Source organism: Paenibacillus taichungensis (genome assembly GCF_013359905.1).
GTDB lineage: Bacteria > Bacillota > Bacilli > Paenibacillales > Paenibacillaceae > Paenibacillus > Paenibacillus taichungensis.
Genome location: NZ_JABMCC010000111.1, coordinates 129,275 through 143,673, shown reverse-complemented (window position 1 = coordinate 143,673; position 14,399 = coordinate 129,275). Strand labels below are relative to the sequence as shown.

At 46.9% G+C, this 14,399-nt stretch carries 14 protein-coding genes and 1 pseudogene; all 15 read right to left on the bottom strand.

Annotated elements, in window-relative coordinates:
* Window positions 1–142: 142 nt before the first annotated feature.
* The gene (locus HP548_RS14930; RefSeq protein WP_175382104.1) at window positions 143–2,239 is read right to left on the bottom strand and encodes a methyl-accepting chemotaxis protein; all 2,097 of its coding nucleotides are present in this window, start codon (window positions 2,237–2,239) and stop codon (window positions 143–145) included.
* Window positions 2,240–2,458: 219 nt separating this feature from the next.
* Window positions 2,459–3,502, bottom strand: coding sequence for an EAL domain-containing protein (locus HP548_RS14925; RefSeq protein WP_076290635.1), 1,044 nt, complete (start codon window positions 3,500–3,502; stop codon window positions 2,459–2,461).
* A gap of 213 nt (window positions 3,503–3,715) precedes the next feature.
* Complete coding sequence (locus HP548_RS14920; RefSeq protein WP_076290636.1) at window positions 3,716–5,974, bottom strand: bifunctional 2',3'-cyclic-nucleotide 2'-phosphodiesterase/3'-nucleotidase; 2,259 nt, start codon at window positions 5,972–5,974, stop codon at window positions 3,716–3,718.
* Window positions 5,975–6,449: 475 nt separating this feature from the next.
* Complete coding sequence (locus HP548_RS14915) at window positions 6,450–6,866, bottom strand: pyridoxamine 5'-phosphate oxidase family protein (protein WP_076290637.1); 417 nt, start codon at window positions 6,864–6,866, stop codon at window positions 6,450–6,452.
* A 400-nt stretch (window positions 6,867–7,266) separates the two neighbouring features.
* Complete coding sequence (locus tag HP548_RS14910; protein WP_076290638.1) at window positions 7,267–7,725, bottom strand: NUDIX domain-containing protein; 459 nt, start codon at window positions 7,723–7,725, stop codon at window positions 7,267–7,269.
* 63 nt (window positions 7,726–7,788) lie between these two features.
* Window positions 7,789–8,556 carry a LamB/YcsF family protein gene (locus HP548_RS14905; protein ID WP_076290639.1) on the bottom strand — a complete coding sequence of 256 codons (768 nt, stop codon included), beginning with the start codon at window positions 8,554–8,556 and terminating at the stop codon, window positions 7,789–7,791.
* A pseudogene (locus tag HP548_RS14900) lies at window positions 8,556–9,490 on the bottom strand (5-oxoprolinase subunit C family protein). The gene HP548_RS14905 and the pseudogene HP548_RS14900 overlap by 1 nt, the downstream one beginning before the upstream one ends.
* A 92-nt stretch (window positions 9,491–9,582) precedes the next feature.
* Complete coding sequence (gene pxpB / locus HP548_RS14895) at window positions 9,583–10,293, bottom strand: 5-oxoprolinase subunit PxpB (RefSeq protein ID WP_175382103.1); 711 nt, start codon at window positions 10,291–10,293, stop codon at window positions 9,583–9,585.
* A gap of 39 nt (window positions 10,294–10,332) precedes the next feature.
* Window positions 10,333–11,163 carry a DUF2785 domain-containing protein gene (locus tag HP548_RS14890; protein ID WP_099858640.1) on the bottom strand — a complete coding sequence of 277 codons (831 nt, stop codon included), beginning with the start codon at window positions 11,161–11,163 and terminating at the stop codon, window positions 10,333–10,335.
* Window positions 11,164–11,166: 3 nt separating this feature from the next.
* Complete coding sequence (locus HP548_RS14885) at window positions 11,167–11,757, bottom strand: histidine phosphatase family protein (protein WP_099858641.1); 591 nt, start codon at window positions 11,755–11,757, stop codon at window positions 11,167–11,169.
* Window positions 11,754–12,350: a DUF1572 family protein gene (locus HP548_RS14880; RefSeq protein WP_175382102.1), complete on the bottom strand. Its 597-nt coding sequence runs from the start codon at window positions 12,348–12,350 to the stop codon at window positions 11,754–11,756. The genes HP548_RS14885 and HP548_RS14880 overlap by 4 nt, the downstream gene beginning before the upstream one ends.
* A 27-nt stretch (window positions 12,351–12,377) precedes the next feature.
* Window positions 12,378–12,707, bottom strand: coding sequence for a DUF952 domain-containing protein (locus tag HP548_RS14875; RefSeq protein WP_099858643.1), 330 nt, complete (start codon window positions 12,705–12,707; stop codon window positions 12,378–12,380).
* A gap of 51 nt (window positions 12,708–12,758) precedes the next feature.
* A complete protein-coding gene (locus HP548_RS14870; RefSeq protein ID WP_099858644.1) occupies window positions 12,759–13,316 on the bottom strand; it encodes a GNAT family N-acetyltransferase in 558 nt (185 codons plus the stop codon).
* Between the two features lie 18 nt (window positions 13,317–13,334).
* Entirely contained in the window at window positions 13,335–13,733 is a 399-nt protein-coding gene (locus HP548_RS14865; protein ID WP_099858645.1) for a ribosomal maturation YjgA family protein, read from the bottom strand.
* Between the two features lie 6 nt (window positions 13,734–13,739).
* Window positions 13,740–14,291, bottom strand: a complete 552-nt coding sequence (locus HP548_RS14860; protein ID WP_099858646.1) for a GrpB family protein — start codon at window positions 14,289–14,291, stop codon at window positions 13,740–13,742.
* Window positions 14,292–14,399 lie beyond the last annotated feature (108 nt).

The following is a 14,399-nucleotide window of genomic DNA, read 5'->3' as shown; positions in this document are numbered from 1 at the left end:
AGAATGGCCTGCCAGATATGATTACACCGCAATTCCTGCGGATAAACCAGACGCTATAGTTATACATGGCTGCAGGAGAAATGTCTATCTTTATTTCCTTCTAATTTCTATAAAAACTGCGATAAAAGATATCACTAATGATTTAGGACTTATCCTCATCCTTCGGCGTGTTCTCCACCATTTTGAACATACCCAACAATCCTTGTAATTGCTCCGCCATACTGTTCAGATGTGCTGAAGACGAAGCGATCTCCTCCACAGATGCCAGCTGTTCCTGAGAGGATGCCGAGACGGATTCCGTATTCGCAGCAGATTCTTGAGTCACGATCGAAATATCGTTCATTGCTCTGGCAACATGGGAAGCACCACTCTCCAATTGCTTCGTTGTTTCGGACAAATCATCCAGCGTATGAACAGCATCCTCTACAGCCTCCCGAATCTGTGCAAAGGATTGCCCAGACGTATTCACGGCCTGAATCCCGTCTCCAACCCGAGTCTGAGCTGAATTCATAGCTTTCAGGGCAGCATCCATATCCTGACGGATATTATGAACGAGTTCACCGATCTGCGCAGCGGAGCTCCCCGATTCCTCTGCAAGCTTCCGCACCTCACCCGCAACGACTGCGAAACCACGGCCAGCATCTCCCGCTCTTGCCGCTTCAATGGAAGCATTCAGAGCTAGCAGATTGGTCTGCTTGGAGATGGTAGCAATCACATCTACCATGCTGCCGATCTCAACAGACCGTGCATTCAATGACTGAACCACCGTCGCCAGCTGTTCCACCGTTTCCTGAATGCTATTCATCTGCTCTACTGCCTGACCTGCAGCCTCATTACCTGAATAAGCCGCTCCGGATGTATGACGCATATTCGTTGTAATGGATTGCACACGCTCAGACATCATGCGAACATCTTCCGCCATTCGGCTCATTTGTCCTGATCCATCCGATACACTCTTCACTTGCTGCTCGGCACCCTCGGCAAGTTCCTGAATAGCCAGCGTTGAATGCTCAATGGCTTTGGTTGTTTGATCTGCACTGGCGGACAATTCCTGCGAAGAGGCAGATACCTGCTCTGCCGTTTCCTGCACACCCAGAATCATCATGCGCAGATTGTCGACCATCCGTTCAAAGTACTTCGCCAGATCGCCTACCTCATCTTTGCGCCCTGTGTCCAATTTTACCGTAAGGTCGCCTTTACTTACGGATCTGGCGGATTCCTGCAGACGTTTAATCGGACGCAGCATCGAACGTGTAAACCAAATAATAAATATCAACGTTAGGAAGGTTGCCGTCAGAAGGACCAACAGGGTAGCCATCCGAATGTCTTTACTTGCATTTAATATTTCACCCTTGAACATTGTACCGCCAATTTTCCACCCGGTTTCCTCATTAGTAGAGAAAATCATGGTCTTTGAATCACCATTATAGATATAACTAAATTCGCCTTCCTTGCTCTCGAACATCGCATCCAAGGTAGTCGACTGCTCCTGTGTACCAGCTTCCACGACTGGAGATACGATATAATTTTTGTCCGCATCCATAATGATGACGTACCCGTCCCTGCCCACTTTAATCGAAGCCTGCTCACGCAGTTCGGTCAGATCCAGGGAGAGACCTACTACACCGGATTGATCATCAAGCGTTTTGGAGACAAATACAACTGCAATGCCGTCCGTATTCTTGGATACAGGTGACACTACTGGAGTACCCGGTTTCTCCATCGCGAGCTTGTACCATTCTCGTTCCCGAGGATCATAAGCGGACCCTTGTGAGCTTCCCGCAGATTCCTTGCCACGAACCATGACTCCCTCTTTGGTCCCCACAAAGATATTTACAGCATCCGGATGCATCCCAAGATACTCTTTCAATTTCGTCTCAAGCTCGGGGCTTTCATCTTGCCCTCTAATCATGTCAGTCACAATCACACTGGCAAAATAATTGATATCATGGATCTTTGCATCCACTTGTGTTCCAATAATTGAATTTGTTGTGTCTACACTTTCTTTGGCACTATCCATCAGCTGGTTTTCCACCGTATGATCAGCGATAAGCATCGTAACGATCCCAATGGTTAGACTCGGCAAAAGTAGTACCCCCAGGAAGGATACCAATAATTTGTTCCTTATGCTCCAGACGAAGCCTTTTTTCTTTTTGTTTTTCTTCTTCGGTTTATTATCTTTTGGCTTGGCTGGCTTGATTGCTGCCTTTTCTTGCTCATTCCCCCGAATGTTCGCCATCTTGCTTCTCCCCCTCCAAATATACATCTGACCTTTTTCTTTTTTTATGTAGGACCTCTCCAACCTGACTAAATAAGGTGTCACATAGACCCCCATCTAATCTAAAGGCCTATCCTATATATCGGCTGAGGGAGCGTATTTATAAATTTACATAGCATGTTAAACAAGCCACTCCAATCATACGAAGTGACTTGTTGGTACAACTATATTTTATTGCATTCACGCAGAGGTTTTTCCATAGGGACCTTGTGGTGGATATGCGGTTGGCTTACCAAAATAATACCCTTGTGCCAAATCAATACCCACGGATCGACAGAATTCAAATTCCTCGATTCGTTCAATGCCTTCAGCAAGTACCCGCCCGCCAAATCGACGCGACATCTCAACAATATCGATAATTTGCTGCTGTTTGTTCAAATCATGATCACAATGATCAATGAGGCTCCGATCTATTTTGACAAAATCCGGCTTCAGCCGATTCATTACTTCGATCGTCGAGAATCCGGCCCCCACGTCATCCAAGGCAACCGACATTCCATGAGAACGATACACCTCAAAAATATGCTGCAAGATGGACATATGCTGAATCTGTTCCGTTTCCACCACTTCAAACACAAAATCCTTAGGGTCTAGCGAAAGGCGTTCAATCGTCTCAAATGTGTGTGTCAGGCAATATTCGGGGTTATAGATAGAGGAAGGCAGGAAATTCACGAAACGTTTGACACCATGCGGTAAAAGAACGGCACTTGTCTCGATAGCAGCAACACGTGCTGTCCGATCCAGAAAAGAATGCAGTCCGGTATCCCGTGCAACTTCAAATAATTCATACACACTGAAGGGTCTACCCTGTTCAGCAGGACGAAGTAAAAATTCAAATCCGATAATCTGCTCCGATGCATCTACGATCGGCTGCATATGACTGCTGAATTGATGCTCCAGGATAATGGAGACCAGATCCGCATGTTTGAGTCGAGCTGCCTGCATGGAGAGACTAATCCAGCTATCAGCATCTGCCTGGCCATACAGTGGAGTGATCTGAACCGTTAACTTCTCTGGCAGGGTTGCTTCAATCTTGAGAATGTCCTCAATACAATGTTGTGCAGATTCAAGATTCATAAAATGCATCCAGATGAGTTCATCCGAATGTTCGACATGTCTTCCCTGCTTTTGCAGTGCTTCAAGCAAAGCGGGGGAGATGGGACGCATATACAGGGTACCTTGATCCTCTATAGGATGAATTGGACTGCAGCCACTGCAATTCATGTAGAACCCCCTTGCCAGTTTGTGATTCTATCTCATTAATGTTTACTGGTATATACCCAAAGTTTGTAAATATTATAGCATGGGTCTTAAAATTTATCTCTACTGTTTTGGTGACTTCAACTATGACGGTTACTGAAGCATTAACGTATCAGCATAGCATGAAAAAGACCGACAGTCTGATGACTGTCGGTCTTCATTTACCGCTAAATAATCTTAAGAAGCGGGAATTACGATTTTCTGTCCAACTTTAAGGTTGTGCACATTTGTAATTTTATTTACGGAAACCAGCTTGCGCCAGTCCACACCGTATTTCAAGCCAATGCGGTAGAGGTTATCTCCTTTTTTCACTACATGTACCACTTTGCCACCAGCTGGTTTCTCAGGTTGTGGTTTGGTTGTAGGTTTAGTTGGAGTTGGGTCTGGTTTCGTAGGCGTTGGAGTTGGCTCCGTACCTGTTTCTGGAGTCGTTGTTGCTTCTCCTGTCAATTTCAAACCATACTCAGCAAAACCATCATCGTTCGTACCGATGAAGGACATCGCCGGGTTCGCTTCAACCAGCGCTTTGGCATCTGGGGAAGAAGCGAATACCACTTCAAGATCGTTAATTGCAGCTGCCGTTACTCCTGCTGAAGGCTTAATTGGTGCAAGCGACCAGTTGCCGTCTGCTGTCGGGTTAATCGTTTTGTTCTCACGGATGTAATCAATGATAACTTGACGGTTCTCATCCGGTGCAGCCAAGACGATACGTTTACCGTCCGGGTTAGCCAGTTTGGACGAAGAAGCACGATAGTTATTCGTTGCCACGATGAATTTTTGTGCTGGATCAACCGGTTTACCATTGAAGCTCAGGTCTTTAATCCGGTTAGCTGATGCATTTACAATCGTTGCTTTACCATCGTATTTCGCTGGTTGAGTTACATCAATTTGGTACGTAACACCATCGATAACGTCGAAGTTATACGTTGGGAAGTCCATATTGACCAATTGTTGCTGTCCACCTTTTGCCGGATCGATCTGGTTAAATTGGCCAGCAGACCATTCCAACCATTCTTTCAGCTCAGCGCCATTAACCAACACAGCATGTACCGTATTTGGATACACGTACAAGTCAGCTACGTTTTTAATCGCAATGGTGCCTTTAGGGATATTCGTGTAGTACGAAGCACCTGAACGTCCGCCTGCTTTGAACGGAGCTCCTGCAGACAATACAGGGATATCTTCGTATTCTGTTCCTTGCATATGTTTTTCGACATACCATTTCTGTGCATTGGTTACGATCTGGATGGATGGATCATCCTGAACCAGTGCAAAGAAGCTGTTGATTGGAGCTGTCGTTTCGCCGACTGGGCCACGCACATACTCAAGCGTACCTTCATGTTCGTCATGAACAGCGTCAACGATCTCTTGATCAGCATCTACCAGAGCTTTTTTGTTAGCTGTGTCATAGATAGGGCGTGCCTCCACTTTGGAGTCTGCCACTTTCCACTTACCGTCTACCAGTTCCAGATCCAGATCGATAATTCCAAGATGGTCACCCCAGAAGCCTGGTTCAACGGAAGGAACACCATTGATTGTACCTTTTTCAAGGTCTACACCTTTTTTACCAGCAAAATCAGCGCTTGGGAATACTTTATGGGCATGTCCGAACAGAATGGCATTAATGCCTTCAACCTGGCTCAGATACAATACCGAGTTTTCCATCAGATCCGTTTGCGGAATATCTTCAAAACCGGAGTGAGGAATAGCTACAATAATGTCGGCACCTTCAGCCTTCATTTTAGGAATGAATTTCTTCGCAGTAGCGATAATGTCTTTGGCAATGACTTTGCCTTCCAGATTAGCGCTGTCCCACTGCATTACTTGTGGTGGGACAAATCCGATCACACCCACCTTGATCGTGTGCTCTTTGCCACTCTCGTCGGTAACTTTTTTGTCTAAAATTTTATACGGGGTAAAGTAGTTCTTGTCATTCGTCTCATCGTCGTCACCGTCATCTACATAAACGTTGGCATTGATGTAAGGGAAATTCGCACCTTCCAACGTCATGTCGAGGAAGTCCAAACCATAGTTAAACTCATGGTTACCGATGTTTCCTGCATCATAATCGAGCAGGTTCATCGCTTTATATACAGGGTGAGTCTCACCCTTTTTGAGTGGATCAATCTTCGCTACATAATCCCCGAGCGGGTTACCCTGGATCAGGTCACCGTTGTCGAACAGTAAGCTATTCTTCGCTTCGTCACGGGCTTTTTTGATCAGTGTAGCTGTCTTCGCCAGACCATACTGGTCTGTCTCTTTGTCGGAATAGTAGTCATAGTTAATCAGGTTGTCGTGAATGTCCGTTGTTTCCATGATCCGCAATTTAACCTTGGTAGCGTCCGCAGCCGATACAGGTACCGGAAATACCGCAAGCACGTTTAATGCAACCAAAGCGGCAGTCAGGCTCGATAATACTTTTTTACTCTTTCTCAAAATAACCCCTCCCGGTTATGTACATTGAATCATGCATTAGTGGGCAAACGAATAAGCGCAGAAATGCGAAAGATCTCATGGGTTGTGCGTACTGATTTTCCGATCGCTTGGTTCAGAATCTCAGGTTAGTTTATCTCACATGAACATCTATTCATATCTGTGCGTATCGTTTACATTCCAAATCATAACGCAATGTTCAGCCATTGAAAAGCATTATTTTTTACGTTATCCGCACATACCTGCCCAAGTTTACAATAACATGCGTGATTTCGACATCTTTTGCATGTTTTTGGATGAAAATAGATTACTCACGCTGTTAAAAACGTATATTACATGTGGCTTACATCTATATCCATATTAGCTGAATCGACCCATATTAAAAAACCGTGAAGCCTGGCGTTCACGGTTAGCTATATCTTTTCCAAATAGTTGGCATGGCCTTCCTCTCAGAAAAGGTGATTTTCAATATGCGAAGTTACTGCTCCCACACCTGATGCTCATGATCCTTGCCGGTGTATTCAATCCGATTTGGGGTAATGTCCAGAATGACATAATTGGGATCGTTCGGGCCGTCAAACCAAGCTTTTAGTTCATCATTCCATACCTGTTCACGCAAACCTTCATTTTTTGTCACTTCACACGTTCCTTCAATCTCGACCACTTCCTTGGAGCCACCTGCTTCATAACCTAACAAAAGGCTGACGTTCGGATTATTCTCCAGCTCCTCAACCTTGTGCGTACGGCGGTTTGTCGCCAGATGAATGTTCATTCCGTCGTTGAAAAGTGCCATATAGCGAGATTTCGGTTTACCATTCTCTACCGTGGAGAAACTGCAAAAAGGGTTGTTTTCCAATGCTTTTACAATGTTTTGTTCCAATTCAGTCTGGTTCATGGGAAGTGCTCCTTTCGATTTGGGGGATATTCGAAGAACGTTGTAGGCGGCCGTTACGGGTACGGATCGTTCTTTCGATCGCTGTTATCCCCAGATTTTTTGATTCCCTTTTCTCAAGGGAAAATCCGGTGATAAAGGCGAACGCTGCCGCTTCTACAGAATCGATTCCGTTCCCTCCACTACGTCTACAGTTCTTTCAAATGAAGGAGTGGGTAAGTTAAAGTTCAAACCGAAACCTATCAACGCCTAAAATTTTGAAGGTTTTGCTTCTTTAATTTTTATCCGCTCCATTGTTGTGTATAAGTACTGTCAGCTTACCTTAGGTATAATAAGCCTGTACTTATAGTGTACCCACCTCATCTATGGTGAATCCATGAACCCGTTCGTAAACGTGACGGTTTTAATTCAAATCTCCAAGATAAATGCGTGATGTATTCTTATTCTGCAACAACTCACCAATTGTTTTCGGATATAGGCGAACCTTGGACAGCTCTTCAAGTGGAATCCATTCTACAGCTACCTGATGGTCATCAGGACTGGAGCCTTCGAAGATCGTAGCTTTCTGATCAATCAATCTGCATTCAAAATAAAATTCAACCTGGTGGACATCGGCATCCCACTCGGCAAATTCATGGTTTTTTCCGATATACTCCCGGATATGCAGCAGCTCTCCCACCGTCACCGCCTGTCCAATCTCCTCCAGACATTCACGGGCAACGGCATCCTTAAGTTCTTCGCCTTTCTCTTGTCCTCCGCCGGGGAAAACATAAGCGTCACCATATTGATCCTCCAACCGGATCACCAGCAAACGTCCATCCTGTACAATAACAGCCTTCGCCGAATTACGTATCGGTTTCATGCTCTACTTTCACTCCTTACGGACTCGTATAGTTCGATCTCTGGCCCTCGAATACTGTAGCAATCATCTAGCAATTCCAGGAGCAAACAGATTAACTCCCTCAGATTCAAGCAACGTGCGTATCTCTTGAGCAAATGCTAGTGCATAAGCTCCGTCACCGTGGATGCAAATCGTCTCTGCCTTTATGGATACAGGTGTACCTTCCGTCGACACAACAATGCCCTCTTTCACCATACGCAGCACTTGAGCAAGAGCTTGTTCCGTCTGCTGAATGACAGCTCCTGGATGACTGCGTGGGGTTAGCTTCCCATACGGGCCGTAGGTTCGATCTGCAAAAACTTCACTGACGCTGCGCAGTCCAATTCGATCCGCTGCTTCTATCATTGCACTTCCAGCAAGGCCATAGAGATACAGTTCCGGCTGCACCTTATAAATCGCCTCTGCGATCCCCTCAGCAAGCCGATCATCTTCAGCAGCCATATTATACAAGGCTCCATGAGGTTTTACATGATGCATACGCCCCCCGTATGAACGGACAAAAGCATCCAGCGCACCCATTTGATACACAACCATGTCATAGGCTTCCCTTGGTGTAATGTCCATACGTCTTCTGCCAAAACCCTGCAAATCCGGCAGACCGGGATGGGCGCCTATAGCGACTTGATGCTCCAATGCTTGCTGCACCGTTTGTCGCATCGTTGCCGGGTCACCCGCATGAAACCCACAAGCGATGTTGGCTGAAGTGATTAGCGGCAGAATCGACTCATCCGACTCCATCCGGTACACCCCGTAACTTTCGCCAAGGTCACAGTTGATATCCACCGTGTTCATTAATGGTCCCCCATTTCTACCAATCTCTTGCGAATCAACTGATCGGTTAGCCGCCACTCCAACTCCTGCTCTATAAATAGTTGCTGTGCTTCTTCATATGTAATCCGTTCAAAAGCAACCCGTGTCCCCGGCCTAGCCTGTGCCAGTATCGGCAAATCTACCCGGGCCACCTGTGCAATCACAGGATAGCCCCCAATGGTCTGATGATCGGCCATCAATATGATGGGCTGACCATCTGCTGGCACCTAACTGTACCATAGGTGACAGCTTCGGACAGCCGATCCATTGGTTGACCGAGTTCCAGCTTCAGCTTTGCACCCTCCAATCGATACCCCATCCGATCCGATTGAGGAGAGATCACATATCGTTCTTTATGGAATCGTTCCAGGCTATCTTCATTAAACGCTGCGCTGTCTTTGCCCGGCATGACACGAATAACAGGTTCAGCATGATATGCTGGCCATTCCCTGCTGGACAAGTACCAGGCAGGTGCATACATCCGACGGTTGCTCTTCTCGGCTTCTACACTCCATCCATGCAACGCCGCTTGCGCTTCCCAAGAGGCTTCTCCCGCAGACAACCTGTCTCCCCCCTTCAGGGCACGACCTTCAAACCCACCAAAACCTGTCTTAAGATCCGTGCTTCTACTGCCCATGATCTCAGGTACTGCGATTCCACCAGCAATCGCCAGATAAGACCGCAAACCGGAACGGCATCGCCCAAATCTCAGCAAACTTCCAGCAAGCAACGCGACCGGACGCCATAGCGGAACAGGCAGGCCATCCACCGTTGCCGTAAGATCGGCACCACATAAAGAGATCAGCAGATTGTCATGAAAACGAAGCTCCGGTCCTGTCATCGTCATCTCCAGCACAGCTGCATCACGGGAATTCCCAACCAGTGCATTGGCTACTCTGGCTGCAAAGGTATCCATAACCCCACCCGGATGAATTCCATACCGGCGAAATCCCATTCTTCCTTCGTCCTGAACGGTGGATAACAAACCTGGGCGAATGACTTCAATACTCATCGTTCGCCCTCCTTTTGTTCCAGATACTCCTGAAGTGATATCGATGCAAAACGAACTCGATCCCCTGCTGCCAACAGGCTTGGTGGATTTTCCGTCGGACGAAATAGCGCCAGCGGTGTGCGGCCGATACATTGCCATCCGCCGGGAGTCGTCACCGGATAAACTCCCGTTTGTTTGCCACCAATGCCCACCGTTCCCGCCTCAACTCGAAGCCGAGGTGTAGATCGTCTGGGCGTAGCGATCTTATCCGATAACCCGCCCAGATAAGGAAAACCCGGTGCGAATCCAATCATGTGAACCAGGTAATCGCCGGATGTGTGAATAGCTATGACCTCATCTGGCGTAAGCCCATGTTCAGTAGCGACATATTCCAGATCGGGACCCAGTTCACCACCATAACATACGGGAATAATAATCGTTGTGGGTTCATCCAACGTTGCCTCTTCCATCTTGCTCAACTCATGAAGCAGCATTCCACATATCTCGTGGTACGGGGAAATCAACGGATCATAGAACAGTGTGACCGATGCAAACGAAGGTAGCCACTCCAAGATGCCCTGCGGTTGGCTCTTTTCCAGCAAAGCACATACCGACATCACCCTCCGGTGCACCGCTTCCGATATGGTATCCCCACAACGAATCATAACCCCTGTTTCGCCCAGAGGAGACAGCACATCCTCAGTCCATGAATACGACAGTCCAGTCATGCTATCACCCTCCTTGTCCACAAGTTTATAGTCCCTTGATCATTTTTTCTCCAAAGCCTGCAAAATAAGTGAACGGACAGCCGGAAAGGGCTCTGCTTCTTCTGTCCGTATGGCAAGATAGAGCGTCTGTAGAAAGACGCGCACATTCAAGCTCATCTGGCTGATCTCCAGAAGAGATTTCCCCTCCGTCTTGTCGTTTGGATTCAGTGAATCGAACCAAGACGAAATATCGTTTTGCTCCAGCAGATTGCGACGAAGGATGGTGACCACTGCATGAGCAATCCGCTGATCCTCATCATGGATGTAGACTACACTTGATTCGGTAATTTTCACAGTGAGCGCATGCAAAAGCTCCAGCAAGGCTGCCCGCTCCATATAAGGTGACTGTGCAAGATCTTCAACCGCATCTGCCGCGTGTGCCGGAGCGTGCGCCCAGCCCTTTTCATCGGCATAGCCACGAACATCTTTTTCATGCTCCAGATACGTGGTCAACCGATGATGAATAACCTCGATATCTTCCTTTTTCAGAAAAGGCCTCTGACGATCTACACTCAGAATTGGAGGCAGGAGCAGCACAGAGAAGGTTCGGGTAAACACACTGTCCGTGCCTTGTTCTCCAATACCATGAAAAAGGTGCTGATCATCCAGCGCCATCTGCAACAGCTGACTGAGCTGTTCTTCCGAAAATACGCCCTGTCCAATCCAGGTCGCAAACGTAACATAGATCAGTTCATCCCGCAGAACCGGGTCTGGACTGCCAATATGCTGCATCATATGTAGAGCCAATTCGTAAGGATGTTCCACTTCATGGGCGGATAGGTTAGCCGACTGAATCTGCCGCAATTTCTGTTTTAATGCCAGAGCGTCCATCGATCACAACTCCTTGGAGGAATTCAGATGCACGCTGCAATTGTATAGCTCGCATTGCCAAGAATTCGTTTCCCAAGAAATCCGGGTGATCGACGTGTTGGACAGCTTTGCGCTCACATCAAGTTCAGGCACCAAACCTCGCAGTGTATTACGGAGAATGGCACCATGGCTGACAACGATCACTCTTCCATTGGGATGCTGACATACAATATCTTCTATCGCGGCTCTACCCCGAATCGTACCTGCATCCGCAAGCTCCCGACCTAAATCCAGAGTGTTCCAATCCGCTCCCCATTTGGCTAGACGTTCAGCTTCGGTCGTACCCTCCACCTGCCCACCGCCCATTTCACGCAACCTCGGGTCCAAATGAATCTCCTGTATTCCCAATCGATCTCCAATGATACGAGCCGTCTCACTTGCACGCTCCAGGTCACTTGCATAGACGGCATCCCACGTTTCCTCACTCAGTCTTGCAGCAAGCAATAGTGCCTGTTCTCTTCCTTCCTGATCCAGTGGATTATCCGTTTGTCCCTGCGAACGTTTTTCCTTATTCCACGCCGTGCTTCCATGGCGAATCAATGCGATCTTTGTCATTGCTGTTCCTCACCTTTACCTTTTTCTATGCTTAATTCATCATCTGTAAAATATTTTCGTGCCTTCGGCTTGGCAAATTTGCCGCCATTATATTGGTCCGAACCATTTCTCGGAATGGAAAGACTGTTCCATGCGGTTTCTTTGAGCATTTTGGCTGCATAGATAATCTGCCCCACATGATAGGGGTAATGCGCCAATTGCCGGATAATCGCTTCCATGACGGTATGTCCTTCATTGCGAATATATATAATATGAGACAATTGCTCCGGTGTAAAAGAACGAATGGCTCCAAATAGACAGTTCCAGCCTTCCTCCCATTTGGCGAGTAGCTCTTCCCGGGTCGAGATATCATTCACAAATTCCGCATCACGTTCACGCCATGGCTTTTCTCCATCAGTTGTCAGCGCATCCGTCCAACGGGACAGCATATTGCCCCATAGATGCTTAACAATAACCGCAATGCTGTTGGCATCTTCATTCCAGGATTGAAATAACTGCTCGGATTCCAGTTGCTCCATGGCCTTCTCCCCAAGCTGCTTGTAATACAAAAATTGCTTTTCGGCTGTATCCAGAAACACCTGATTCATATCCACACGTTCACAACCCTTCGCAAAATGTGTTTATTCAGGAAAAGAAAACGTCCCGTCATCATTCGGTTCAAAGGAAATAACTTTCCGCACGGCATCCAAATTAAGTTCACCATAAATATGTGGAAATAGTTCATTCAACTCATACAGGTCCTCATACACCAGTTCCGGCTTCAAGGCTCTCTCATCAATGCCAATCAATAACAAATCCGTACGTCCTTGATAAAATTGAGCGGCTACCCATGGAATCTGTTCTTTAGTGGAACAATGAATGAAACCGTCCGTCTCCAGGCTATCCGGTGCATACACGCTCTGCTTGGATACCTGCTCCCATACCGCTTGGGGAATAATACTGTAGATCATTGTTCCGCCTCCTTCAATTTCTTCTATGTATCGTGCAAGTCATTGGAAGTATTATAGATCATCCCGGATACGGGAGTACAATTTTTGATCTGTAAACACACCTTTGATCTTCAATTGTTTACGCATCAAACCTTCATATGACATGCCCAACTTCTCCATCACTCGTGCAGAACCGATGTTGCCTGCATTGCATTTCCCCTCCAGCCGATTGCAGTCCAGTTCTTGAAAACAGTATTCAACAATCGGTTGCATCGCTTCTGCGGCAAGGCCTTTGCCCCAGCAACTGCTGGCAATCGCGTACCCCAGTTCAGCACTTTGCATGGATTCATTCAGATGAAAAATGCCACCTCGCCCGATCAGCTTCCCCGTTTCCTTCAGAATAAAGGCCCATATATAGATCGTTTTCTTCTCATAATTGTCTAACACTCTTTGAATATATTGGACAGAATCATCCAACGTCTCATGACAGTTCCACAGACTTTGCTGACTCACTTTAGGATCGGAGGCAAACCTAAAATAATCATCGAGGTCGTTGAGCGTAAGACGTCTCAGTACCAACCGATCTGTCTCAAATTCGGGTGATTCCGTAAAAAGCTTATCTACATTCACTTAAGTCCCTCCCCATTATCAAGCCTTCTTATTTCTCAGGAAATAACGATCCATCCCATACACGCACAGAATGCCAACAGCATACCGCAATAGATCCATTACCAGAAATCCACGTCCCAAAATAAGCGCACCCAGTACCGTTGAACGCACTTCGTTCAGCAAAGGGGTCTGAATCATTTGCGAACATTCGACGGCCCAGCTAAAAATCAGGCTCACGATTAACGCCAACTCTTTGCTGCGATTAATCCAAACCATGCGTACCCCAAAATAAATCATAGCCGCCCACAAGGCATCTCCAAAATGCTCATGCACAAAATTCGGTAAAAGTTCTCCAAAGCGTCTGGACGCCAGTCCTGCCGCCATGGTTATGATCACTGCGATGAAATAAATCAGCCTCTCTTTGAAAAATGCCTTCATAATGGATCAAACGCCTTCATCAAGCACTTGTAAAATAAAATCTGTTTTGGCAGCGGTATACGCTTCTCTGTCATCCTTATTCTCATCAGCAAGTTTAGCTTTCAAGGCCGCGTAAACCTCTACCAGATCCGGACGCTGTCTCAGCACATCCCGGAACTGGATTTGGCGATCCCAACGTTCCTCGCCTGGGCGCATCAAATGAAGATGTACAGCCCTCTTATCATCCTTCACTCTGACCCAGAAACGTCTATATTCCCGACCATCCAGTTCAGGCGGAACGTAGTTCCAGCCTACCGGATTCAGCTGATCGGCAATCAAGTCCATGTCCTCCCACGACTGCACCTCTCCCATCAAATCAATAATGGGCTTGGCGGGCAATCCGGGAATGGACGTGCTTCCGATATGTTCAAATCGATGAATATTGAGCTGCTGTAATAGTTCTCTGAGCTGGCGAATCTCTTCCTGAGCCTGTAGGCCCCACATAGGGTTGGCTTCAACAATCTCTACCGATTCTGTCGCCCATTTAGGCCAATTTTCCGGTTGCAGATGAACTGTCATTCAGATTTTCCCTCCTTTGCAGGACTGAATTTCAATCGATATTGTTCCAGGTACTTCATATGGGATCGTTTCTTCGCGTCCTCAACTGTGGCAATCCTCCCAAGTGTC

Bases quoted from the DNA above. Each gene is read 5' to 3' on its own strand.
- HP548_RS14875 (WP_099858643.1), bottom strand. From the start codon at position 12,707: ATGATCTACAGTATTATTCCCCAAGCGGTATGGGAGCAGGTATCCAAG.
- HP548_RS14860 (WP_099858646.1), bottom strand. From the start codon at position 14,291: ATGACAGTTCATCTGCAACCGGAAAATTGGCCTAAATGGGCGACAGAA.
- HP548_RS14925 (WP_076290635.1), bottom strand. From the start codon at position 3,502: ATGAATTGCAGTGGCTGCAGTCCAATTCATCCTATAGAGGATCAAGGT.
- HP548_RS14885 (WP_099858641.1), bottom strand. From the start codon at position 11,757: ATGACAAAGATCGCATTGATTCGCCATGGAAGCACGGCGTGGAATAAG.
- HP548_RS14910 (WP_076290638.1), bottom strand. From the start codon at position 7,725: ATGAAACCGATACGTAATTCGGCGAAGGCTGTTATTGTACAGGATGGA.
- HP548_RS14865 (WP_099858645.1), bottom strand. From the start codon at position 13,733: ATGAAGGCATTTTTCAAAGAGAGGCTGATTTATTTCATCGCAGTGATC.
- HP548_RS14930 (WP_175382104.1), bottom strand. From the start codon at position 2,239: ATGGCGAACATTCGGGGGAATGAGCAAGAAAAGGCAGCAATCAAGCCA.
- HP548_RS14905 (WP_076290639.1), bottom strand. From the start codon at position 8,556: ATGAACACGGTGGATATCAACTGTGACCTTGGCGAAAGTTACGGGGTG.
- HP548_RS14890 (WP_099858640.1), bottom strand. From the start codon at position 11,163: ATGGACGCTCTGGCATTAAAACAGAAATTGCGGCAGATTCAGTCGGCT.
- HP548_RS14915 (WP_076290637.1), bottom strand. From the start codon at position 6,866: ATGAACCAGACTGAATTGGAACAAAACATTGTAAAAGCATTGGAAAAC.
- pxpB (WP_175382103.1), bottom strand. From the start codon at position 10,293: ATGACTGGACTGTCGTATTCATGGACTGAGGATGTGCTGTCTCCTCTG.